This window comes from Pseudomonas urethralis (assembly GCF_021602465.1).
Lineage (GTDB): Bacteria > Pseudomonadota > Gammaproteobacteria > Pseudomonadales > Pseudomonadaceae > Aquipseudomonas > Aquipseudomonas vlassakiae.
This window is the reverse complement of record NZ_BQIJ01000017.1, coordinates 46,329-67,936: the sequence shown is the minus strand read 5'-3', so window position 1 is coordinate 67,936 and position 21,608 is coordinate 46,329. Positions and strand designations below refer to the sequence as shown.

At 57.0% G+C, this 21,608-nt stretch carries 25 protein-coding genes and 1 pseudogene; 14 read left to right on the top strand and 12 right to left on the bottom strand.

Annotation, left to right across the window (positions count from 1 at the left end):
- Positions 1-27: 27 nt before the first annotated feature.
- From L6D64_RS22720 to L6D64_RS22705, 4 genes are all read right to left on the bottom strand, one after another.
- Positions 28-1,125, bottom strand: a complete 1,098-nt coding sequence (locus L6D64_RS22720) for a catalase family protein (RefSeq protein WP_104834336.1) — start codon at positions 1,123-1,125, stop codon at positions 28-30.
- A 55-nt stretch (positions 1,126-1,180) separates the two neighbouring features.
- Positions 1,181-2,272 (bottom strand): alpha/beta hydrolase, encoded by a 1,092-nt coding sequence (locus tag L6D64_RS22715; RefSeq protein ID WP_176507756.1) that lies wholly within the window; start codon positions 2,270-2,272, stop codon positions 1,181-1,183.
- Positions 2,273-2,344: 72 nt separating this feature from the next.
- Positions 2,345-3,418 (bottom strand): zinc-binding metallopeptidase family protein, encoded by a 1,074-nt coding sequence (locus L6D64_RS22710; RefSeq protein ID WP_104834334.1) that lies wholly within the window; start codon positions 3,416-3,418, stop codon positions 2,345-2,347.
- A gap of 32 nt (positions 3,419-3,450) precedes the next feature.
- Complete coding sequence (locus tag L6D64_RS22705; protein WP_054902870.1) at positions 3,451-3,975, bottom strand: hypothetical protein; 525 nt, start codon at positions 3,973-3,975, stop codon at positions 3,451-3,453.
- 196 nt (positions 3,976-4,171) lie between these two features.
- Between L6D64_RS22705 and L6D64_RS22700 the strand changes: the two genes are divergently transcribed.
- Entirely contained in the window at positions 4,172-5,029 is an 858-nt protein-coding gene (locus L6D64_RS22700; protein ID WP_176507755.1) for an SDR family oxidoreductase, read from the top strand.
- 52 nt (positions 5,030-5,081) lie between these two features.
- Here the strand turns inward: L6D64_RS22700 and L6D64_RS22695 are convergent, their stop codons facing one another.
- Positions 5,082-5,243, bottom strand: a complete 162-nt coding sequence (locus L6D64_RS22695; protein ID WP_176507754.1) for a hypothetical protein — start codon at positions 5,241-5,243, stop codon at positions 5,082-5,084.
- Between the two features lie 153 nt (positions 5,244-5,396).
- Here L6D64_RS22695 and L6D64_RS22690 point away from each other — a divergent pair, with 153 nt between their 5' ends.
- Genes L6D64_RS22690 through L6D64_RS22680 form a run of 3 tightly spaced genes read left to right on the top strand, consistent with a single transcriptional unit; the run spans position 5,397 to position 6,871 of the window.
- Positions 5,397-5,900 carry a CinA family protein gene (locus L6D64_RS22690; RefSeq protein ID WP_054902872.1) on the top strand — a complete coding sequence of 168 codons (504 nt, stop codon included), beginning with the start codon at positions 5,397-5,399 and terminating at the stop codon, positions 5,898-5,900.
- A gap of 11 nt (positions 5,901-5,911) precedes the next feature.
- Positions 5,912-6,418, top strand: a complete 507-nt coding sequence (locus L6D64_RS22685) for a hypothetical protein (protein WP_054902873.1) — start codon at positions 5,912-5,914, stop codon at positions 6,416-6,418.
- Positions 6,419-6,427: 9 nt separating this feature from the next.
- On the top strand, positions 6,428-6,871 hold the full coding sequence (locus L6D64_RS22680; protein ID WP_054902874.1) for a DUF421 domain-containing protein: 444 nt from the start codon (positions 6,428-6,430) through the stop codon (positions 6,869-6,871).
- A 35-nt stretch (positions 6,872-6,906) separates the two neighbouring features.
- Here L6D64_RS22680 and L6D64_RS22675 read toward each other — a convergent pair whose 3' ends face one another.
- Positions 6,907-7,140 (bottom strand): hypothetical protein, encoded by a 234-nt coding sequence (locus L6D64_RS22675; protein ID WP_146024565.1) that lies wholly within the window; start codon positions 7,138-7,140, stop codon positions 6,907-6,909.
- Between the two features lie 248 nt (positions 7,141-7,388).
- Here L6D64_RS22675 and L6D64_RS22670 point away from each other — a divergent pair, with 248 nt between their 5' ends.
- From L6D64_RS22670 to L6D64_RS22660, 3 genes are all read left to right on the top strand, one after another.
- On the top strand, positions 7,389-9,143 hold the full coding sequence (locus tag L6D64_RS22670; protein WP_176507785.1) for a glycoside hydrolase family 15 protein: 1,755 nt from the start codon (positions 7,389-7,391) through the stop codon (positions 9,141-9,143).
- Between the two features lie 93 nt (positions 9,144-9,236).
- Complete coding sequence (locus L6D64_RS22665) at positions 9,237-9,701, top strand: hemerythrin domain-containing protein (protein ID WP_176507753.1); 465 nt, start codon at positions 9,237-9,239, stop codon at positions 9,699-9,701.
- Positions 9,702-9,779: 78 nt separating this feature from the next.
- Complete coding sequence (locus tag L6D64_RS22660) at positions 9,780-10,028, top strand: hypothetical protein (protein WP_176507752.1); 249 nt, start codon at positions 9,780-9,782, stop codon at positions 10,026-10,028.
- Between the two features lie 91 nt (positions 10,029-10,119).
- Here L6D64_RS22660 and L6D64_RS22655 read toward each other — a convergent pair whose 3' ends face one another.
- On the bottom strand, positions 10,120-11,259 hold the full coding sequence (locus tag L6D64_RS22655; RefSeq protein ID WP_176507751.1) for a glutathione-independent formaldehyde dehydrogenase: 1,140 nt from the start codon (positions 11,257-11,259) through the stop codon (positions 10,120-10,122).
- Positions 11,260-11,437: 178 nt separating this feature from the next.
- Between L6D64_RS22655 and L6D64_RS22650 the strand changes: the two genes are divergently transcribed.
- Positions 11,438-11,728, top strand: coding sequence for a hypothetical protein (locus tag L6D64_RS22650; RefSeq protein WP_232964198.1), 291 nt, complete (start codon positions 11,438-11,440; stop codon positions 11,726-11,728).
- A gap of 276 nt (positions 11,729-12,004) precedes the next feature.
- On the opposite strand, the pseudogene L6D64_RS22645 reads toward L6D64_RS22650, so the two are convergent.
- Positions 12,005-12,191 (bottom strand): annotated as a pseudogene (locus tag L6D64_RS22645) (hypothetical protein); the annotation flags it as partial.
- A gap of 41 nt (positions 12,192-12,232) precedes the next feature.
- On the opposite strand from L6D64_RS22645, the gene L6D64_RS22640 reads away from it, so the two are divergent.
- Positions 12,233-12,406, top strand: a complete 174-nt coding sequence (locus tag L6D64_RS22640) for a hypothetical protein (protein WP_156340891.1) — start codon at positions 12,233-12,235, stop codon at positions 12,404-12,406.
- 137 nt (positions 12,407-12,543) lie between these two features.
- Here L6D64_RS22640 and L6D64_RS22635 read toward each other — a convergent pair whose 3' ends face one another.
- A complete protein-coding gene (locus tag L6D64_RS22635) occupies positions 12,544-13,758 on the bottom strand; it encodes an FAD-binding oxidoreductase (RefSeq protein ID WP_176507750.1) in 1,215 nt (404 codons plus the stop codon).
- 500 nt (positions 13,759-14,258) lie between these two features.
- Between L6D64_RS22635 and L6D64_RS22630 the strand changes: the two genes are divergently transcribed.
- Genes L6D64_RS22630 through L6D64_RS22620 form a run of 3 tightly spaced genes read left to right on the top strand, consistent with a single transcriptional unit; the run spans position 14,259 to position 16,289 of the window.
- Positions 14,259-14,861 carry a hypothetical protein gene (locus L6D64_RS22630; RefSeq protein WP_236192579.1) on the top strand — a complete coding sequence of 201 codons (603 nt, stop codon included), beginning with the start codon at positions 14,259-14,261 and terminating at the stop codon, positions 14,859-14,861.
- Complete coding sequence (locus L6D64_RS22625; protein WP_176507748.1) at positions 14,858-16,057, top strand: XRE family transcriptional regulator; 1,200 nt, start codon at positions 14,858-14,860, stop codon at positions 16,055-16,057. Before L6D64_RS22630 ends, L6D64_RS22625 begins: the two co-directional genes overlap by 4 nt.
- 58 nt (positions 16,058-16,115) lie before the next feature.
- Positions 16,116-16,289, top strand: a complete 174-nt coding sequence (locus tag L6D64_RS22620; protein WP_176507747.1) for a hypothetical protein — start codon at positions 16,116-16,118, stop codon at positions 16,287-16,289.
- Positions 16,290-17,241: 952 nt separating this feature from the next.
- Here L6D64_RS22620 and L6D64_RS22615 read toward each other — a convergent pair.
- On the bottom strand, positions 17,242-17,568 hold the full coding sequence (locus L6D64_RS22615) for a hypothetical protein (RefSeq protein ID WP_236192577.1): 327 nt from the start codon (positions 17,566-17,568) through the stop codon (positions 17,242-17,244).
- Between the two features lie 2 nt (positions 17,569-17,570).
- Positions 17,571-17,780, bottom strand: a complete 210-nt coding sequence (locus L6D64_RS22610) for a hypothetical protein (RefSeq protein ID WP_176507746.1) — start codon at positions 17,778-17,780, stop codon at positions 17,571-17,573.
- 181 nt (positions 17,781-17,961) lie between these two features.
- Here L6D64_RS22610 and L6D64_RS22605 point away from each other — a divergent pair, with 181 nt between their 5' ends.
- Positions 17,962-19,512: a TIGR04141 family sporadically distributed protein gene (locus L6D64_RS22605; protein WP_176507745.1), complete on the top strand. Its 1,551-nt coding sequence runs from the start codon at positions 17,962-17,964 to the stop codon at positions 19,510-19,512.
- A 365-nt stretch (positions 19,513-19,877) separates the two neighbouring features.
- On the opposite strand, the gene L6D64_RS22600 is transcribed toward L6D64_RS22605, so the two are convergent.
- Positions 19,878-20,372: a hypothetical protein gene (locus tag L6D64_RS22600; RefSeq protein WP_054901947.1), complete on the bottom strand. Its 495-nt coding sequence runs from the start codon at positions 20,370-20,372 to the stop codon at positions 19,878-19,880.
- Positions 20,373-20,521: 149 nt separating this feature from the next.
- Between L6D64_RS22600 and L6D64_RS22595 the strand changes: the two genes are divergently transcribed.
- Positions 20,522-21,553: a hypothetical protein gene (locus tag L6D64_RS22595; RefSeq protein ID WP_176507744.1), complete on the top strand. Its 1,032-nt coding sequence runs from the start codon at positions 20,522-20,524 to the stop codon at positions 21,551-21,553.
- Positions 21,554-21,608 lie beyond the last annotated feature (55 nt).

Genomic DNA, 21,608 nt, shown 5'->3' with positions numbered 1-21,608 from the left:
GATGGAAAATGTGCCAACTGCGTAAATTCAACGCGGTTCGTGAATCGGGCACCCATTGTGCGTAGCGCGAAACTGCGCTGACATTTCGTATGAGGGCCTGCGCACCCGCATGATGCCTCCCAGGGGACGATGCGCAGCCAACCCATGCCAGGGGCTGAATGCCATGCCATCATCGATGTCGCGTACCTTTTCATCATCCCAGGCGGCCTGCGGTTCGACCTCTACCCTGGCAACTGTCACGTAGGGGCTCAACGCTTCCGACCATTTCACTGATGCGTCCTCGATGGGCATCTTCTCGATGTCAGTGGCCAGCTGCACACGCAGCTCCCAGATGCCGCCGTTCTGCCTGAAAAACGCCTCTACGGCATGGCGAAGCCCGTCCGGGTCGCCCTTCAGCTCCACTTTGAGATCAGTCAACTCGGTTAGCGAGGGCGACACAGGAACAATGGCCAGCTTGGCGTAATAAGGGCCGTAGAGGATCGGCACCACCGTGGTGAAGGTCTCGCCCAGAATATGCGTCTGGGGATGGCCACCGAGGCTCTTCAGCGTAGCGCTTTCGCCGCCCACCGATTCGACCAGCGATTCCACTCCCCGCAGTGCGGCTGACAGTGCCTTCTTCATGCCTGGTGCCTTGTCCGTCGTCTTCGCGAGCATCTTCAGCGTTTTCAGGAACGCCTTGGGCGTTGCCGAGGTGAAGGCTTTGGCATTCTCGGTGACGAAGTCCTGGGTCACCTGCCCCTCACTGCCAGGTAGGCGGGAGCCTTCGACACCCACGATCTTCAGTGCCAAGCCCCTCGGGGTCGATACCTTGTCATCGAGCACATCCCCTGGGTTGGTGGAAAACCGCAGAAAGGCCGGCAGCGTAGCGGGCTTGGCAAAGGCACCTTGTGCCAGTTCCGCTGGCAGTCCTTCGAGGATGGTCACTTTCCCGCGCAGCAATCCGTGTCCCTTGGCATGGACACTGCGGTTGGCGTGGCCGTTGTCCTTGAACGTGGTTTCCATGATCTGCCGTAGGGTTTCAGCCAGCTCCCTGCTCGTCTCGGCTTCGTCATCCGGAATTTGCTCGAAAGAGGGCTGGAAGCGCAGCGGCATAATTGCAACGGGTGTATCCGGTTGGTTATTCATCAGGATTCTCCGGCTGCCTCAAGGGCACTGATTGGCGTTAACGCATGCTTGCGCTCTATTTGGCGAGGTCAGTTTTCAGGCGCTGACCCGCATAGGCCTGTGCGTCCTCAGCCTTCTTCACGACGGCGGCAGTGCCGAAGAACTCGTGCGTCACGCCGTCGTAGACTTTGCGATCTACCGCCACACCTGCTGTGCGTAGCGCCTGCTCCAACTGGGCGCCATCGTCGCGCAGCGGATCGATTTCCGCGTTGATGATGGTCACCGGAGGCAAGCCATGCAGGTCAGCCTTGACGAGGTTGATACGTGGATCCTGGACATCGGCAGGCGAACTGGTGACTTGGCCGATGAACCACAGCATCATCGGACGATTCAGCGGCATGGCATCGGCGTACTTGAGGTAGGAAGCGGTATCGGTGCTCGACTGCGCAACCGGATACACCGAAAGGACGTGTTTCGGTGCTGTCAGGCCAGCATCTCGGGCGCCCATTGCAGTAGCGACGGCGAGGTTGCCGCCTGCGCTTTCGCCGGCCAATGCCAGGCGCTCTGGATCCCCGCCAACGGAGGCGGCGTTTCTTGCCAGCCAACGGTAAGCCGCCAGGGCATCGTCATGCGCAGCGGGGAATTTGTGCTCAGGAGCCAAGCGGTAATCGACCGATACCACCACGGCATCGGCTTGCTTGGCCAACCCGCGTGCGCCGCCATCGTAAACTTTCCGATCTGCTATCACCCAACCGCCGCCGTGGAAGAACAGCACCGCTGGGTGAGGGCCATTGCCTGGCGGCGTATACACCGTGGCCGGCATGGAGCCTGACGGGCTGGGTATCGAGATTTCCCGCGTGGTGACGCCGGGCACCAATGACTCGGGGCTCGAACTGCGTTTCTGATCTTCCAGCACGCCCTTCACAGCATCGGCCATGGTCGGCTGCTGACGGGCCTCCTGAGGCGTGGTCTTCTCGATGGCCTTGGCATCGAAGCTAGCAAACTTGTTCAGCAGCTTCTGCATGTCGGAATCCGTGCGCAAAAGACTTTTGGTGCCACTCACAGCAAGCTCGGAGACCGAGCGCTTTTCAGGATCGCGGGCGCACCCGCCCAGCGCTATCGAGACCCCCAAGACCGAAACCGCAGCCACCCAATGGCACTTTTGCATAGGACACTCCCAAGGCGAGGGCGAAGGTTTCTTCGCCTGTCTTAAGCTCAGGGCGCCCTACTCCAATGGCGTTCAGCCAGTTCTTGAAATGTCGGACAGATGGGCATCCAGCATGAATTCGACCAGTGTTGCGGCGCAGGCCGTAATCCCCTCCAGAAGCACCATTTCGAAGCCATGGGTATTCTCGGTCGGTATAGCAATGCAACCAGCCCGGGCATCGATCCCGGCGCTCATCACCGCGCTTGCATCGGATGCAAAATCGACGAGCAATGCCGACTGGGGCTTAAAGCCGGCCTTTAGGCCAGCGGCGATCAGGCCCTGCACCACGGTGCGGCTGTAGTATCCCTTCTGGTCGCCGGTATTGATGATCGGGTTGGCCGAAAGCTCCGTGCCATATTCCTCAAGTACAGGGCCGACCTCGACAGCGATTGTAGTGTCGCCGGGCAGTCGGGAAGCTGCGTACATGGCGCCGGCATTCGACTCTTCCTCCAGCGTCGTAAGCACGAACCAAACGTCCTGCTTCAGTTTTTCTCGCCGTTCACTCAGCAGCTTCGCACAGAGAATGACAGCGCTCAGCGGAGCTCGGTCGTCGAGGAAGTGAGCGGCAATACAGTCATGTACCTTGAAGGGCTTACGCCAGTGCTGACTGAGCACGACTCGAGTACCAGGCCGAACGCCAAGTTGCTGGAGATCCGACTGGCTCTTGCGCGTGACGATATAGACATCTTTCCACTGAACATTTCCTGCCAGCACGTCTCTTCCATTCGAAGTACGACCGCTGTTGTGCATGGAACCGTAGGACAAAACACCCGGCAGGATGTGTTCATCGCCCAGGATATCGACAGGGCAGACACCGAAGCTTATCGGTTGCGAACCACCTAGAGCGAGCACCTCCAGGGTGCCGTTCTCCAGCACATTTTTGACGATCATCGCGATCTCATCGAGGTGGGCCATAACGCGTATGGCTGCCTCTGGGCTACCAGTGCGGCCCCCACGAATCACCCCCACCACATTGCCAGCAGGGTCGATGTGCGTGTCATCACAGAATAGGCGCAGCTCGCGCAGACAAATGGCCCGTACTTCATCTTCTTGTCCGCCCGGCCCTCGGGCGTTGAGGAGCTCGGTCAGTAATGCCTCAGTCGTCAAAACGTTACCTCCATGTTTGCACGCAAACGTGTTCAGGCCAGTTGGATGTAAACCGAGTAGCTACCCAATAACACCCAGAACACCAGAAAGATCCACGGCGTCCGTAGCGAGAACAGCAATGACTTTCGATGCCCTGCACGCGAGGTTTCCGCCTCACAGAACAGCGGCGACTCGTCGTAAGCCAACCCCATCAATGGCTCGCTGCGCAGCAGGTGGCTCTGCTTGAACTGCCAGTGATCGATGATGTTGTACGCCGCCCGGATGCCAGGCCAGGCGTTGAGCGAACTCAGTACCCCGAGCAAGGCGAGGAACGCGGGCACGATGAGGGTGAACATCTCGCCCCACCCTTGATTGAGGTTTCCCATGGATGAGACGAAAGCGATGACCAGGAATGACTGCGCCGCCAGGTAGGCATCCGTACGGTTGGCCAGGATGCTGGTTTCGTACTGGATCTCACGCCGGTAAAAATCCAGACGCTCCTTGGGAGAGCCAAACATCCTGGCATTGTGCTCGCTGATCTCGTGCTCAGGGGTCGCTGGGGTAATGATTCGAGACACTCGCTACTCCGGGAATTGGGCTCCGAGCGAAGAGATGAGACTGGAGCTGAGTCCAGTAGAACAGGCGATGGGGCATGGAATTCAATTGGATTGATATTCCGCACCGCTCGTCGTACCAACCGCAGATTGAAACCAATACGCGCAGGCCAGGCTTTTCGAACCGGTATGAACGTTCTCAACTGCAGGAGCTTCTACCATGCGCGACTTCCCTACCCCACCCTTCCCTTCGCAGCCTCAAAATGTCCCCGGCTCACAACGCAAGATGGAGCCTTACCCGGATTGTGGTGAGCAGTCGTATACCGGCCACAATCGACTCGAAGGCAAGATTGCCCTTATCACCGGAGCAGACAGCGGCATCGGGCGGGCAGTGGCGATTGCCTATGCCCGTGAAGGCGCCGACGTCGCTATCGCTTATCTGAATGAGCATGACGACGCGCAAGAAACCGCGCGCTGGGTTGAGTCCGCAGGCCGTCAATGCCTGTTGTTGCCCGGAGACCTGGCGCAGAAACAGCACTGCTACGACATCGTCGAAAAGACCGTCAGCCAGTTCGGGCGTATCGACATCCTGGTCAACAACGCGGCGTTCCAGATGTCCCACGAGACCTTGGAAGAGATCGACGATGATGAATGGGTGAAAACCTTCGATACCAACATCACCGCCATCTTCCGGATTTGCCAGGCGGCCCTGCCTTCCATGCCCAAGGGCAGTTCGATCATCAATACGAGCTCGGTCAATTCCGACGATCCATCCCCCAGCCTGCTGGCCTACGCCACGACCAAGGGGGCCATTGCCAACTTCACTGCTGGCCTGGCTCAGCTGCTAGGCAAGAAAGGCATTCGGGTCAACAGCGTCGCGCCAGGCCCTATCTGGACGCCTTTGATTCCGGCAACCATGCCGGACGAGGCCGTCAAGAACTTTGGTTCCAGCTACCCGATGGGGCGCCCGGGGCAGCCGGTCGAAGTCGCGCCGATCTACGTGCTGCTGGGCTCCGACGAGGCCAGCTACATCAGTGGCTCACGTTACGCAGTGACTGGGGGTAAACCGATCCTTTAGCGAAAAGAGGCTCGCCGAGTTGGCGAGCCTCAAACCCTTTTCGTGGGCAGTTTCAGGGTTTTTGCTGATCGTGATCACGGGCCGTTTTTTGCGCTGTCGAGTCATGTGATGTACCGGTGGATCCATCCGGACGATGAGCATCGTTGTCTCGCTCCTCTTCCCCATGCGGCCTTGTCTGCGCACCTTCTTTTTGCCTGTCGCTCACTTTCTGCATGTTGCTCTCCTCCCATTGCCTTTGAACAAGGGAAGCCAATCCACGGGGCAAAGTTCAGGTCAGTGACACTTCAGGAGATGGGCGGGCAACAGGGGCGATGAACCAATTACCCCAGGCTCGCGTCCACCGCAAAACAAGCGAGTCGATTCTGGAATGGAAAACGACCCTGTACTGGCCGCCCTCGGCTATCTCAAAAACAACAAACTGATTTTGACCACCGCAGAATCGTGCACTGCGGGCTGCATGGTGGCTTTGTTGGCCGCGGTACCGGGTACAGGAGAGGTGCTGGAAAGCGGCTACGTCGTCTACTCACCCAGCGCCAAGAAACGCCTGCTGGGGGTCAGCGCCGAAACCATCGAACGATACGGCCTGACCAGCGAAGCAGTAGCTTGGGAAATGGCCTTGGGCGCCTTGAGAGACAGCGATGCAAATGTTGTGATCGCCACCACCGGGGTAGCCGGGCCGGCGCCCGAATCCGGGATACCACCGGGGACGATGTGCTTTGCGTGGGCTTTCGCCGGCGAGCCAAATGCCGTTTTCACGCGCACTCAACGTTTCTTCGGCGAGCGGTCTGAGGTCATGCGCCAAGGTGCCCTGTTCGGGTTGACCCGGCTTTCCTACTATCACCAGCGCTGGTTACGCGGTGAGCGCGCCTGAGGGCTGTGGTCATGTCGGAAGATGAATTGGTATCCAGACGTCACCCTGTTCAAGAAAATATGCCGATGCAGCAGCGCGTCTGGCGCTTCGAGCGCGTGGGGTGGTACGTGCTCGTGGCCATCGTATTGCTTGCCTTGGCAGGCCTCTTCGGTAATGGCCCGCTGAGCGATGCCGAGGTGGTGAGCCAGGATGGCCGGGTACGGGTCGAGTACCAGCGCCTCAGCCGAAGTGGCACGACAGACAGCCTTTTCATCACCGTTCAGGGTATCTCCGGTCAGCCGGTGGAGGTGCAACTTGAGGGATCGTTGCTTCGTAACGCCAGTATCGAGACGTTGCAACCGCAGCCGCAACTGTCGATGTCCCATGGCCAGGCCATGCTGTTCCAACTGGGTACTGGGCAAGATGGCTTGGCCACCTTGTACCTGACCCTTAGAAGTGATCACGTGGGCACTCTGGAGGGTAGCGTCAGGGCTGGCCCCCAAAGCGCCGTTCACTTTTCCACATTTCTTTACCCCTAGGAGTGCGTCATGGATTCGATCCTCCGCGCAGCCGGGATGTACGTCGCCCTCATGCTGCTGTTTCGCGTAGCCGGGCGGCGCTCACTGGCCGACCTGACGACTTTCGACTTCGTCTTGCTACTGATCATTGGGGAAGCCACCCAGCAGGCACTTCTGGGCGAGGATTTTTCATTCACCAATGCCATGCTGGTGATTGCCACGCTGATCGTTTTGGACGTCGGCCTTTCGCTCGCGAAGCTCAACTCCAAGCCCTTGGCCAGGTTTCTGGATGGGCACGCTACCCTGGTTGTTGAGAATGGACGTTTTCTGCATCACCGCATGCGTCGGGCACGCCTCACGGAGGACGATATCCTTGAGTCAGCGCGGGACAGCCAAGGCATCGAGAACATAGAGCATGTCAAGTTCGCCATCGTCGAACGCAATGGAAAGATTTCGATCATTCCTGCTGAGTGAGACACCAGGTAGCCAGTGGTAGAGCCCAGGCCCGATTAAAGTGCCAATATCGCCTGGCTATGGTCGATGGTAGGGATGGGCATCAATTCGCGCCGAGATACCAGCCAGGCCCGCATCCGCTCGGTATCAAAAATCTGACCCTCTTCCATCATCACCAGAATGAGCGCCTGGGACATTCGGTAACAGCCGCATTGAGAACAGTGTCGCTCTTCCCAGCCACTGGTGCATTCGACGGACTCAGCTTGCCCCGCGCAAATCAGACAACTCATGTAAGCCCCCTTTTGTTCTTGTTCCCTGCAGGGTAAATGCGAGGGGACGAAGCGCCCTTTTGTCTCGCTTTACATGAGATATCCATGCCAATCCTAAATTCCCTCTATTTGGGCGGCGCTCACACAAGACGAACCAGACGCCAGATAGCCCTGTCGGAATCAGAACACGTGATCTCGAAGGCATACCGATGGAAAGAGAACCGGTAGAAGCTCAACAGGGTGCACCTCAGCGTGATGAGGGTGGATGGTTGCCCCTGGAGCAGTATGGTGCGCTCGGCGATGGGCGCTCTGTGGCACTGATTGGTCTGGACGGTTCCATCGACTGGTGGTGTGTGCCGCACATGGATTCACCTCCCCTATTCGACAAGCTGCTGGCCCCTCAGACTGGAGGCTTCTTTTCCATTACCCCTAGCGAGGCATTCGTTGCTGAGCGCCGCTACCTGGCAGACAGCAACGTCCTTGAGACAATCTTCATTACCAGTCAGGGTCGTGCCCGGCTGACGGAATCCTTGAACAGTGGCCCTGCTGGACGCCTGCCTTGGGCCGAACTCGCCAGACGCATCGAAGGTATCGAAGGTAAGGTCGACTTCGACATCGCCATCGACTTCGGAACCCAAGCCGACACGGTAAGCCCCTACGTGGCGCCGAATGACAATGCCTGCGTTTTTCATGCGGGCCGATTACTCGGCATGTTCTTGCACGACCATCAGGTGCACATCGAACGCGAGGATGACATGGGCGTGCGTGCTGTCCTTAGCCTTGCAGCAGGACAACGCTCAGTGGTCGCAATCATCGCAGGACGAGATGAGCCGCTGGTGCTACCGCCATTGGCCCTGATCGATGAACGCATCGACGGCTCGCATCGGGAGTGGTGCCAATGGTCGAAGGGGCTGGTCTACGACGGCCCGTACCAGACCCAGGTCATCCGAAATGCGCTGGCCCTCAAGCTGCTGCTGTCCTCTCCAAGTGGCTCGATCATGGCGGCAGCGACCTCATCCCTTCCCGAACGGATTGGCGGCAGCAAAAACTACGATTACCGCTTCGCCTGGATACGCGACGCTGGCTACACCATCGAAGCATTTCTGGGCATCGGCGCGCAGCCAGAAGCCAAAGCTGCATTCACTTGGCTACTGCGCCGGTTGGATGAACATGGGCCACGGGTGTTTTATACCCTGGACGGTGCAATCGGTGATTGCGTGCGCCCTGTCGATCTACCTGGTTACAAAAACTCGCCTCCAGTGGTTGGCAACGACGCGCGCGACCAACTGCAGCATGGCGTGTTCGGCGACATTTTCGAAACCGCCCGTTGCTTCATCGACAGCGGCAACATTCTTGATTCCCCGAGCGCCATGCTCCTCTCAGGCCTTGCCGACCAATGCGCAGACTGTTGGCGTCAGCAGGACGCCGGTATCTGGGAGTTGCCGGAAAAACAGCATTACACGATGTCTAAAATCAGCTGTTGGCAAGCCTTGAGCCGGGCCATCGAATTGGCCGATGGCGGTCACCTTCCCACTACATGCCGGGAACGCTGGGATCGCGAGCGACAGCGCATCCAGCAATGGATCGAGGCGCACTGCTGGAGCGAAGAGCGTCAGGCATACCTGTTCTATCCAGGCAGCGACCGACTGGACGCTTCACTGGCACTGGCCGTCAGGTTCGGTTACCCCAGCCAGGAACGTCTACGCAGCACGCTGGAAGCCATTGATCATGATCTGGGGGCGGGCGCTTTCCATTATCGCTACACCGATGCACAGGAAGAGGAAGGTTGCTTCCTGGCCTGCACATTTTGGCTTATCGAAGCCTGGGCCATTCTGGATAACCAGGATCGCGCCGAAGCCGCCTATGCAGACGCTTTGCAAGGGCTGTCACACGGTGTAGGCATCTACTCGGAGATGATCGATCCGCAGACTGGACAATATCTGGGAAACCTTCCGCAGGGCCTGACTCACCTGGCAGCCCTCAAGGCCGCAATGGCCATCGGGGGCTGCCATCCCGAACGATGACGCCAGACATCATCTGCGTTGAACCGTCTCGCTTGGCGGCCACTCAACCACAGGCAAGTTCTCCATTCTTTCAATCCGTGATGAGGTAACGCCATGAACGCTATCGACTTACTGATTCAAGACCACAAGTTGGTAAAGAAGCTGCTCGAAGAGCTGTCGACCACCACCGAGCGAGCAGTGAAAAAACGGGCCGATCTACTCCACAGGATCGAGCAGGAGCTGCAGATTCACACCGCGCTCGAAGAAGAAATACTCTATCCGGCCATCAAGGAAGCGGGTGGCAAGGAAGAAGCGAAGATGTACTACGAGGCCAAGGAAGAACACCGGACTGTTGACTCCCTCGTCCTACCCGACCTCCTGCATACCGAAACCGGCACCGTCGAATTCGCCGGGCGGGTCAAGGTCATGAAAGAGTTGTTGGAGCATCACATCGAGGAAGAAGAAGGCGAGCTGTTCCCCACGGCGAAGAAGCTGCTCAGCAAGGACATCCTTGAGGAGCTGGGGCGAACCATGGAAATGCAGAAAAAGATGCTCAAGGGCGAGCAGCGAGCGGCTTAGTCAAGCGATCACCTGCCAGCGCTCAGAACGCTGGCAGGTGATTAGTTTCAGATATCCCATCATCAGTTGGAAAGTTTCATGGAATATTGGATCGGGTTACTTGAATGGCCTGCCATGGTGATGACCGTACTGGCAGCCTGGTGCATCGGTTCGCGCCGTCCGGGTAGAAGGAAGATAGGATTCTGCTGTTTCATCGCAAGCAACGTGCTGTGGGCTGTGTGGGGCTGGCAAGCACAAGCCTGGGCTCTGATCATCCTGCAGTTTTGCCTTTGCGCCATGAATCTGCGAGGGTGGCGGAAGAACACACAACTGGAAGTTGCCGGGTGATAATGCCCTGACAAGCCGGTGAGGCTAGCTTCTAAAGCATGCAGGTCTCCCTTCTCGCCAAGCTTCCTTCCCTGGAAGCAGTGAGAGCGGATCACGCAGCAGGCTTGAGCACCACTTTCGTCCAACCATCATCCCGCGCATCGAAATGCTTGTAGGCATCTGGGCCTTCGGCCAATTTCAAACGATGGGAAATGATCTGCGAGGGCTTGGCGCGCCCATGATGGATGAGCTCTGCCAGGCGGCGATTGTAGGCCTTCACATTCGCCTGGCCTGTCCGGATCTGTTGGCCCTTGAACCAGAACGCACCGAAGTCGAAGGCCATCTTGCCCTCCTTCGCCAGTTCGTTTTTCGCTCCAGGATCTTCTGGCACGAATACACCAACCACGCCGATGCCGCCAGTGGCCTTGGTTGAAGCGACCAGGTTGTTCATGGTGAGGTAGTTCGCTTCATGGCCATGCTTGTCGCAGCACTGGTAGCCCACGCACTCACATCCCCGGTCGGTGCCTTTGCCATGGGTCAGGTTCATGATCTCTTCCACGGCCTTCTGCTCGACTGCGTTGATTGGGGTTGCCCCCAGCTGCGCGGCAAGTTGCAGACGATCCGGTTGGTTGTCGATGACGAACACCTGAGATGCACCTTTGATGATTGCCGAATGGGCGGCCATCAGGCCGACAGGCCCTGCGCCGTAAATCGCAATGCTTTCACCCGGTAGCAAACCGGCAAGCTCTGTTGCATGCCAACCTGTAGGGAAGATATCCGAGAGCATGACGTAGTCATCCTCACGCTCTTGGGCATCTTCCGGTAGTACCAGGCAGTTGAAATCCGCATAGGGCACGCGCAGCAATTCGGCCTGCCCGCCCTGATACGGGCCCATCTCGGCAAAACCGTAAGCGGCGCCCGCAGCACCAGGATTCGCTGTAAGGCAGAACCCAGTGAGGCCTTTTTCACAGTTCTCACAGAATCCGCAGCCAATATTGAAGGGTAAGCAGACACGGTCACCGACTTTGACCCTGTCGACCCCTGCCCCCACCTCGATCACCTCACCGAGATTTTCGTGACCAAACACTCTCCCGGCTTCAAACGAGGTGCGGCCCTCGTACATGTGCAAATCAGAACCGCAGATGTTGGTCGTGGTAATGCGTACCAGCACGTCCGTAGACTTTTCAATTTTTGCGTCTGGTACATCCTTGACCGCGACGTCACGTGGGCCGTTGTACACGATGGCTTTCATGCTGAACTCCCAAAGTCAGGGGCGACGGAAATGCGCCCTACCTTTTTCAGGTAATCGCTGAGCCTCAGGTGTTCACCACAGTCTGTCGCAGCTCGGATCGGTGGTACTAATCATCGTTGCTCTATGATTTCGCGTCCTTGTATGTAGCGAATGAGGGAGACCTAATGAGGAGGCAAGGATGCGACATCGTGGAGCGGTATTTTGGGCTTGTGCAGATCCAGCTCTGCAGCTCCATTCCCATGTGGAGGAACTAGATGACGGAGCCAAGCTCGATGTTCAGGTTCGGCTTTCCCGCACAGGGGACACCCAGTTGTTCATCGGGATCTACGAGCGCTCGGGCTTGGCTAGGATTGAGGAAGCCTATGCAAAAAGGCCTGGTGAATACGTAACTAGGGCCATGGCGTGGGGCGCTGGCCGGGGTCGTGCCCTGGCTCTATCCGCCCAAGAACCGAAGCAGCACGTGGGGTAGGAGGACGAGACAATGGCTGATCAGCTAGCCCAGTTGGACGCTGAAGATCGCGTTCCTAGATCAGGTAGCTGCCGAACTGGAGCGCCAGGTTGGGCCCAGCCCTGTCACTCGAACTTTGGTCATCGCCTGGCTCACCGAGTGGGTGAAGAAATCGGGCGAATTGAAACCCGATTCCCCACAACTGCCTCAATCTCTCAAAGCGGCTTATGTCACCTGGACTCATCAAGCCGTGGATCGCTGAGAGGAAATTGCTACCCACGGCTTCCAGCTGCTTGTTCAAGCAAGCCGTTGCGAAGGCTGGTTGCGCTCGGTAGCGAGGCACCTCGCACGTCCCCCCCAGACCAAGGCACGCGTCATCGACTCTCCTGGACGCGTGTCGAAGGCTTCTTCATGCAGTGCCATACCGCTGCCGGCATACACGCCTATGAACAATTTGCGTGCTGCCTGTTCGCGACAACCGCACACCCTCCGCGCCGCCAAAACAACACCAAGGAGATGGCGGGCATGAAGATCGATATCCAGGTCGACGAACACGGATCAGGCTGCAAAATGATCATTGACGGCCATCCAGTTTCGTTCGCGAATGCAGTTGAAGCTGAGGCCTATGTTGCCCGGCTGCAAGAGCGGCTGCAGGCTGCTCAACATGCCTTCGTAACATCTGCAGAAACTTCAGCTTGAGCAGCATCCGAACCAAATCTATAACGACGGACACCATCTGTAACCTCCCCTCAGGTGAGCGCTGGGCTGGAAGCCATCGGCAGTTGTCGGGCACTTGCGGCGCGGCAGGGAGGTGCGACGCGCCGCAACTGATTCCATCAGCCGGCAGGCTTGGTCAGATAGCTCAAAAAGCGATGATGTGGATCGAGCTGCGAGCGTATCTGTTCCAGGCGCTTGGTATTGATGGGCGAGTGAACCGGGGCATCTCGGTGGAAAAGCCCTTCATCCGCAAGTCCCATCCCCTTCGCGAAAGGTTCAAGTACCGAAATTGATCGCATGGACGCCAAACGCTGGACATCGTCCTGGCTAGGGTCATTCCAGCCGCTGATGGCACAAGCGTAAATGTCACCCACCATGGAGAAGACGGAGTCCTGCAGCTCCAGCGTTGGCCAACCGTAGATCACCAGGTGAGAAGGCCATGGCGGCAAAACATTGGCGGCTTTCACAAACGCAGAGGCCAGATCGTCTGTCGCGTTGTCGAACCAAGCGTTGTCGCCCGCCCATCGATACCCTTCAATGTAAAGACCGTCCGTGCCGGCGAGCAGTGTTGGCATGTCAGTAGAAGCAATAGGCGAACTGCTGATTGCCCTACTGCGCACGGGGCAACTGTCGAAAAGCTCCAGGGCTTTGCGGCCAGCCGCTTCGTCGCTCATGAAGGAGATGGCCTCAACGCGGTATTGCGCCTGCTCATCGGGAGATGGACGACTGCAGAACACGAACCATTCGATTTCGTTTGGCAGTTGGTTCTGAAGCCCAAACGACCATTTCAGCACCTCCTCTCCGCAGTCTGCCGGATAAATCTCTTGGCGATGCAAGATCCCCTCTGGTTTCGCAAAGCAATTAACGTAGAAATGCGTCACGATGCCGAAGTACCCGGAACCCGCTCCGCGCGCGCCCCAGAAATACTCAGCGTTGTTTTCCGCATCAGCATGGATCAGATCGCCGTCTGCTGTAACTACATCGATTGCAGTGACATTGGTACAGGCGACACCCAGAGCTCGTGAGTTCCAACCCCATCCGCCTTGTAGCAGAAACCCTCCGATACCTACGGATGGGCAGTGTCCGACCGGGAAGAACAGGTTGGTCTCGTCCAGAGCCTCCACCACCTGGTAGACCTTGGCACCTGTACCTATGACTGCCGTGGCGGCTTTTGCATCAACCCGAATGTCATTGATGCCTCCCAAATCAATGAGCATGGCGTCTTCACGCACACTTGATGCCTTCCAGCTGTGACCTCCGGATCTCGCTTTGACCTGAAGGCCCTTTGCAGCAGCAAGCCGAACCGCCGCCGCGACCGCCTCACCGGCTTCCACCAATACGTGCTGGATCCGACCGATCCGCTTCCAGTTGGTTACCGTCTCGGCGACATCTGGAAACTGTCCTGATCCATTTTTGATTTTGAATGTTGTGTGCTTTAGCGTTCAGCCACTTCACATCGAAGTGGCTTTTTTTCATCCAAGCGCCGCCGATCCGACACTTATGTCGACCTGCTCTGCTTCTTCCCTTGCAATGTGGCCCCCTTCACTCCACCGGGGCGCAATTTAGCTCTCTCCCCTGCGCGCCCCCTGATCCGACCGCTTTGCTTGCTTTACGTCGGTTCCACTCCAGACCAAGCAACGCCCATCAGCCTGCGTTACGGGCTGGACTGCTATTGCCTGGACGACATCAGGCCGTCCAACCGCTCATAAGCAGCAACTAAAACCAAATACTGCCCCTTCACACGAAATTTTTTTGATGTAAAATCCCGTTCATCGAAACCAGAGTTCATCATCTAATGATCCCAGAGCCATCGCACTCCATCCCCGACCTGATCATGGCCAACGTACCACGTGACCTGCTGATGGGTATCGAGGACGCGCTAGACGCAGGCGCAATGCGCGCCTTCCTGGCGACCAAAGATCTGGCTCATGGGCATCGGAAGAATGCGCTAGGGCAGATGCGCCATTTCCACATGAACGAGTTGTTCAATGAGGCACTGATGGCCGCGGGGGCGGAGATGGTTCCACTCCGAGGTAATGGTGTCGTGGTCGGTAAATCCGGTCTCTTCAAGCTGAGCCGCCTCAACATTTCGGAAGCAGCCTGGAATAACAGCAGCCGCAGCGTTACCCGACGCAAGCTGGCTGAGGATAATGAGGCGATGGCTCACCTGTTGCAGCCTTCCCTCTTTGGCCCAGTCGACGTCAACTCTGGCACCCTGTTTATCGTGGCCTGCTTTAGCGGCTCGCTGAGTCTCAGTCCGGAAAAGCCGCTGAGGATCTACATCGCAGTGCCTGACGAAAGCATGCAGGGCTGGCTATTCCGCGAACCTCTCGATCGTTTCATCGCGCGCTACGACGAAGCGCCGAAGCAGAAAGACCTGGCGCAACCGAAACTCAAAACGAAGCTGCCAAATACGGAACAGCAAACAGCATCATGAGCCGTGGAATTAATGATTTTCAGCCCGGGCGCCTGGTACAGGCGCTCGCGGCACGTTCGCTTTCTCAGATCCAACTGGCATCGATAGTTGGGGTATCTCCTGCAACAATCAGCAAATGGAAGAATGGCCAGCAGGCCCCTGAAGCTGAAGCGCTCAGCAGCCTCTCTCAAGCGATTGACGTAAGTCCAGAGTGGTTTACTCGCCCTCTACCGGATAAGTGCTCTCTGCCGCTGTTTCGAAGCAATGCTTCCGCCCACGCCGCCGCCCGATCGATGCTGGAGGCTCGCCTCGAATGGGCACAGGATGTGGTGCTGTCCTTGGGGGAGTTTGTCGACTTCCCTGAGGTGAACCTACCTAAGCGATCGTTCACCGATCCTGAGCAAATCACCAGTAGCGACATCGAAGAAGCTGCTTGTGAATGCCGAGACCTCTGGGGCCTTGGTCGACGTGCAATTCCCGATTTGGCCCTGGCTGTGGAAGGCGCCGGCGTTATTGTCGTTCGCGAAACAACCGGCGTTGCGACAATCGAGGGGTTGTCGGCATGGAGCCAGGCCTTGGCCCGCCCTTTTGTCCTGCTCTCCTCCGACAAAGGCAATGGGTTCCGCAGCCGATTTGATCTTGCACATGAGCTCGGCCATTTGATTCTGCACAAGGGCATCGAGCGCTCAACTGACCCACATCGCTACAAGCTCATGGAAGACCAGGCGCACCGATTCGCCGGTGCCTTCCTGCTGCCTGCCGAGACCTTTGCCGCGGATGTGAAAACACCTGTAACCCTCGATAGCCTGCTGCTGCTGAAACAACGCTGGGGAGTTTCAGTTGCCGCCATGGTGATGAGGTTGTGGGCACTCAAAATCATTGATGATGACGCCAAGTCACTGCTGTTCAAACGCCGCTCTGCACGCTGGGGCGTCAAGGCTGAACCAGGTGATGATGGACGAGCCCCAGAGCAGGTTCGTCTCCTTAAACGCACCATCGAGCTCCTGGCGTCGTCTGGCGTGCTGCCACTGGAAGCTGTTTCGGGCTACGTGGGGTTGTCGGCCAGCGATATCGAGAAGCTAACCGGCCTGCCTCAGAACTACCTGACTCACAAGGCGCCGGTGATACACCTGGCCAAACTCAAAAGCTCGGTAGCTCGCATTTCCAGCCCGCACGAAGAAAGCGGTGTCGTGCTGCCATTTAACAAGGATCGCTAGCCCTCCTCGGCGCGACGGACACCACCGTCGCGCTTTCACTCCATTAAAGGCCCGCATCATGCGTATTGAATTGGATCTCAACACCAACGATGCCGAGGCCTTGCTTAGACATGCCCAATCCTTCAACCCAGAATCTGGCGACGCGAGAGAGGATCGACGACTATCGGATGTCCTCAGGGAGCTGGCCGAACAAGTTTCGGCTGCCCTCACCGAGTCATCGAACTGGACGTGAGCGGCGGATATCTGCGTGCGTTGAGCAAGGTTCCCCAGGTGATGAGCCACAAATTTGACCTAAATTTGTGAACGCCATCACATTTTTCAGCATTTCCCAAAATTCAACTCTGTCATTCTAAAAAATTAACGGAGTTCTTATATTTGAGACCCAAAGAAAAGCTGGATCTCAATGCCACCCCTTTTTGTGGATCGAATTGAACGTCAAGGCCCCTGCTCTTCCTGTTTTTTTGCCCTGACTGAATGAGATCGACCAGGTCAGCTTTCCGTTTCTCTGCCCCTTGGGGCATGGGGGAATCGCGCCTTTCGGTAGCGTCAGCTACCGCTGCTTTTAGAATTTGAAATCAAAGAACGATATTTTTTAGATTTTTTTTGCTAGGTGCATACAAACGCACCATTCGGCGTTAGTCCAACTGAACACGGACGAGGCTTTGAATCCGCCAAACTCTGTCGATTTCGTGTCCTGAAGGCATGCATCTATCTCTGTCGCATGCGCTAGACGCCAAGGTCATGTGCCAGCAAGTCCTCGACAAGCAATTCCGAAGCAATTACGTTCGCCACTAACTGTCGCTGAAGGCCTCGATGAACATACCGTCGCAATCGCGACCGCATCTCGATATGCCAGCCGTGATTGAAGAACCGGACATCCCGGCGTTCGCTGGCTTTCAACGCCGTTAACAAGGCGGCGTAACCTTGGGTACTTAGGCATTCTGGGGTTACGCGAGCGACAGCATCCATCCCAGGACTGCGAGTGTAGCGATTGAGAAGGTCACTGAGGATGGCAGGCAGATCCGCGCCATAGGCCGCCACAGCGGCCTCCCAGACGAGATGCTCAGTATCCCGGGCCGCTGGGTAATTCCACTCAAAGAATGACAAACTGTGCTTACTCGATAACCGGGCTGATCATCAATATATCGAGTAAGGACTGAGCGTGCACTGGTGCATAGCGCCCGCTAGGCTCCAGATTTCAAAGCTTGGTACCAGCTATGGTAAGGCGAGTTGATGACCAGCTTGCGGTTGTAATCGGGCGCACCATCGCTCCACCAAACTGGCCCGCGCTCACCCAAGGCAACTTTCGCCTGGTCAACCTGTTGCCTGGCTCTCAGAAGCTGGTCAGGATCATTGGCTGCCTTTGCCAGCTTCACTGCACGTCGAGCGTCCATCAATGCGTCGACCAGTTGCTGCCGGTGCTCAACGGTGAGCGTGGGATCGCTGCATCGCCATAGGCGCCCCCTCACCACGAAATAGCGTCCATCGGGAGTCTGAGGGTGCTCAGCCATGCTCAGTGGCGAACAAGGGGTTGATGCCCCAAGGCTGCGAGCTGGTAGTCGCTGATTGACTGGAACAGCTGTTCTGCTGCCAATCTTAGCCGCTCGACTTCGCAATCAGGCTCGCCTGTGTCTTGGGCTTGGTGATAGCGCTTCATGGCCTCAACGGCTTCTTGCACAATGGGATCGTCGGGCATGAGCATCGAGTCCAGATTTCGCTTCATTTGCGCTCCTCGTGCATTGCATGAGTGATACAACAGGGTAGCGCGTACGGGTGCTGCACACCCTAATTTCATGATCCCCACCTTGGCCAAAGTAGGTGGCCTAGCGCGTCGCTTACCTGGCTTGACGGGGACAGTGGCAGATGCCAATTTAACATCAAGGCGAGGGGTCAAGGAGTGATGCGTGAAGATCACAATCAATGTGTTCTTGCTCAAGGAAGGGCGAACCATCCAGGACGCGCTTTCCGACGAGGTCAACCTACGACCAATCGCGTTCGCGTTAGGTGATGTTGAATGCCTCTTCTATCACCAGAAAAACCCTTCCCATCCAAAGTGGACGCAGCTCCTCGGCGCAGTTCCAGAAGTAGCGGGCCTTGATCTGACCGGCAGATCGCTCAAAGCGCTGCTCGTCCTGGCAATTAGAGGCAGGGTTTTTTGCTTCACTTTTGGCCATGCCAGGCACCTGATTGATCCTCTCGCGATTGAGCGCTACTTCGGGCTACGCACCGCGCTCAGCCTTACGGATCCACTGCTGATCAAGTCTGTGGAGAAATCCAACATTGACCGCACTCCGTTACGCTCAAAGGCGCAGTCGTCGAGGCTGTTGTCGATAACCGAATTCGACTTCAAGTTCGATTCGGAGATCCTCAAGTCGCTGACCGGGATCGTGGAGAACGATCAAGATGAAGGCGAGTACGTCAGCGGCTCGGACTCATTGGCCTTACATTCCGACGTCAAGCTTGAAGACTTCCCAGAAATCGCGCTTCGTTTATTGACGGCTTACGAAGATGATCACTGCAAGGAAAAATATCCCTGGATGGACTTCATCGTCCCGGTGCGAGATGCGGCACTCGAAGGACATTTAGATCGTGTGCTCGTGGAAGCGATGAATGCCGAGCGGTTTGACTGCGTCCGCGCAGCTGCACCTGAAATGCTCGGAAATGATGTCAGCGGCTTTAGCTATGTCAAACGTAGTGCGCGTTCGCACAATGGCCCAGTGATCTCATTTGACCTGGATCTTAGACAAGCGCTGCTCGCCAAGCACTTACTGGGCGGCGTCACCCGCCCAGCGCTGGATTCTGAGCGCATCTACCTCTACGGGGCTGACGAGCAACGACTTGCCACCTGGCCTTTGTACATGTGTCTTGAGGCGGAGATTGAGCACGAAGGCAAAATCTACCTACTCAGCGAAGGTGACTGGTATCAGATCGATCGCGACTATACCGAGCAAGTGAATCGCTTTTTTGAGGCTGCAACTCCGTGCAACCTGGAGTTCCCCCCCTACCGCACTGACCACGAAGGCGCCTACCTGAGGCGCATTGCCGATAACGTAAATTTCTATCTGCTCGACCAGAAGCTGGTAAGACTTACAGGCGCAGGCGGCCCGTTCGAGTTCTGTGATTTGCTCACACCGGATCACCACATCATCCACGTCAAAAAGTACTCGTCGTCTAGCGTGCTCAGCCACCTCTTCTCTCAGGCTTACGTGTCTGCTGAGGCTCTGATCAACTCCCCGGACGTTGTTACCCAGGTGAACGCACACCTCGCAGAGCTGGGAGGGTTTCAATTCGCTTTCAACCCAGGCACACAGCCGCGCAACAAAATCGTGTTCGCTATCATGCAACCCAATGCAGAACTGCACATGCCATTTTTCTCGAAGGTGAACTTCAGGCAATTTGCACAAAGGCTTGGTGCGATGGGCTACCAGGTCGAGGTGTGCCGAATTGGCAATTAACTCGCTGACGTTTACCCAAAACAATGCCTAGATTGTTTGTTGTGATGCCACGAGCATTGATTGCCCTACGTCGCATTGTTGTTTGCAGCTGTTCTAATCCCTTCTCGATGAAGGGCAATCGCTCCCCTTGAGAGTCGAGGGATTGATGATATTGATGAGCTTACCAGGCCTGGTTGACCTACATAGCTTGTGGGTCTACCTGACCTGGTTGGCTTGCCCCTCGGCTGGAGTGACGGCTCAGCGACGACGGTCTGTTGTGCCTTGACGGTTAACAGGAGGCTCCTCAGCGCGCCGTTGGTATTCAGTTGTAGGCGGCGGTGGCGGAACACGCGTTTGCTCGCTATTGCTTGGTTTCTTCTGGTCGGTCACGCAATTAGCTCCCTCAAGGTGACTAGAACAGCGAGCGCTGCGAAGGCACCCGCTCCGATAGTGATTTCCTGGTATGCGAGATCCAGGGGCTTGGTCTTCTCCGCTACGGTGACCTTAAGCGCCTCAAGCGTATCGATGTAGCAGTTGTAGATGTGCTTCTTCTGCCCTTCGTCATCCACGGCAATCAAATACTCGCCAGTGGCGCGGGAGGACGGGAGGTTCGGGTAGTCCTTGATGCGAAGTGCGCTCAGGGCGTGCCCCCACGCACAGGCAATGGCGAACGCAGCCACGATGAAGGCAATGAAGGTCAGGATGGCCAGCGGCGATCCAAGCTGAAAAATGACCCCGTTCTTGAGGCCTGCGATTGCGCTGAGGCCTGCAATTAGAATCGAGACCGCCGTGAAGAATCGCGCGCTCTTGTTCTCGACGTGATTGAAGCGGTCTTGCTCATCCTTGAACCTGTCTTTCAGGTAGGAAATGGTTTCGTCCATAAGACCATCCAAAGATTGCTGGCAGTGCGTCGTGCGGCAAGGCTTGGCTGTGATGGCTAGCTGTAGCGATCGCACATGCGGGAGTGGCACTATGATAGCGCCTCCAGCGCCCTGCTGGGCACCCTGCGCCTACAGAAAGGATCCTACCGGTGAGCATCAGCCTCTATCGCACCCAAGTGGAGCAGCATCAACGCACCATCGCCAGGCTACAGGGCGACAAAGTAAAGAAGGTCAAGGCGGCGGCGAATGCCGGCAAGAAAAGCGCCGATGCAAGCGCCGCAGCCAGCAAGACCTCTTCCGCTAGTACGGTGAAATCTAAGCTACGTGATGCCCAACGCTACCAGAGCGAACAGACCAAAGCGCTTTCTGATGTCAGCCAACTAGAGAAGAAGATCCTCGAAGCTCAGAAGCGGCTAGCCCAGAGTGAACAGCGTCTGGCCCAGGCGCTCAAGCGTGAACAGCAGCGCCTGGATGCTGCACAGGAGCAGCGCTTGAGGGAGATCAACGATGGATTGACCCGTCATGAAGAACTGCACGATCAAACTGCCAGAGAGATCGAGAAGCTAAAAGCACTGCCTGAGAAAATCACGGTGGTGTTCTTCGCAGCTGACCCCGGTAGCGATAAAAGCAACAGGCTACTGCTGGATGAGGAAGCGCGTCTGATTGGCGAGAAGATCAGGGCATCCGCACATCGGGACGTGCTTGAATTTCATACCCGCTGGGCGGTTAGGCCCATGGATGTGTTCCAAGCCATAAACGAGCTTAAACCGACCATTGTCCACTTCAGCGGCCACGGCACAAGTGCTGACACGCTGGTACTCCAGGATGACCAGGGGAACGCAAAGCATGTCCCACTGGAGGGTACCGTGAGCGCCATGGCAATCGGCTCCGACAACCTGAAGCTCGTCTTCTTCAACACCTGTTTTTCGTTTAACCAAGCCGCAGCATGTATCCGGCACGTACCAGCAGCGATAGGCATGAACCGCGATGTTGGCGATCTGCCCGCTCGCTTCTTCGCTGCACAGTTCTACTCATCTATCGGATTTGGTCACTCAATCCACCGAGCGTTCAACCAAGCGAAAGCTCTGGTAGCAATGGAGTTTCCTGGTGAGGAAGCCATACCTGAAGTGTACGAACAGAACGACGAATCTCTGGTTCTGGTCAGGCCTCCTGCTGCGTGATCGCACCCTACCCTGCTGCCCTCTGCGTATGTTTTTCTTGGCTCTCCAGGAGGGC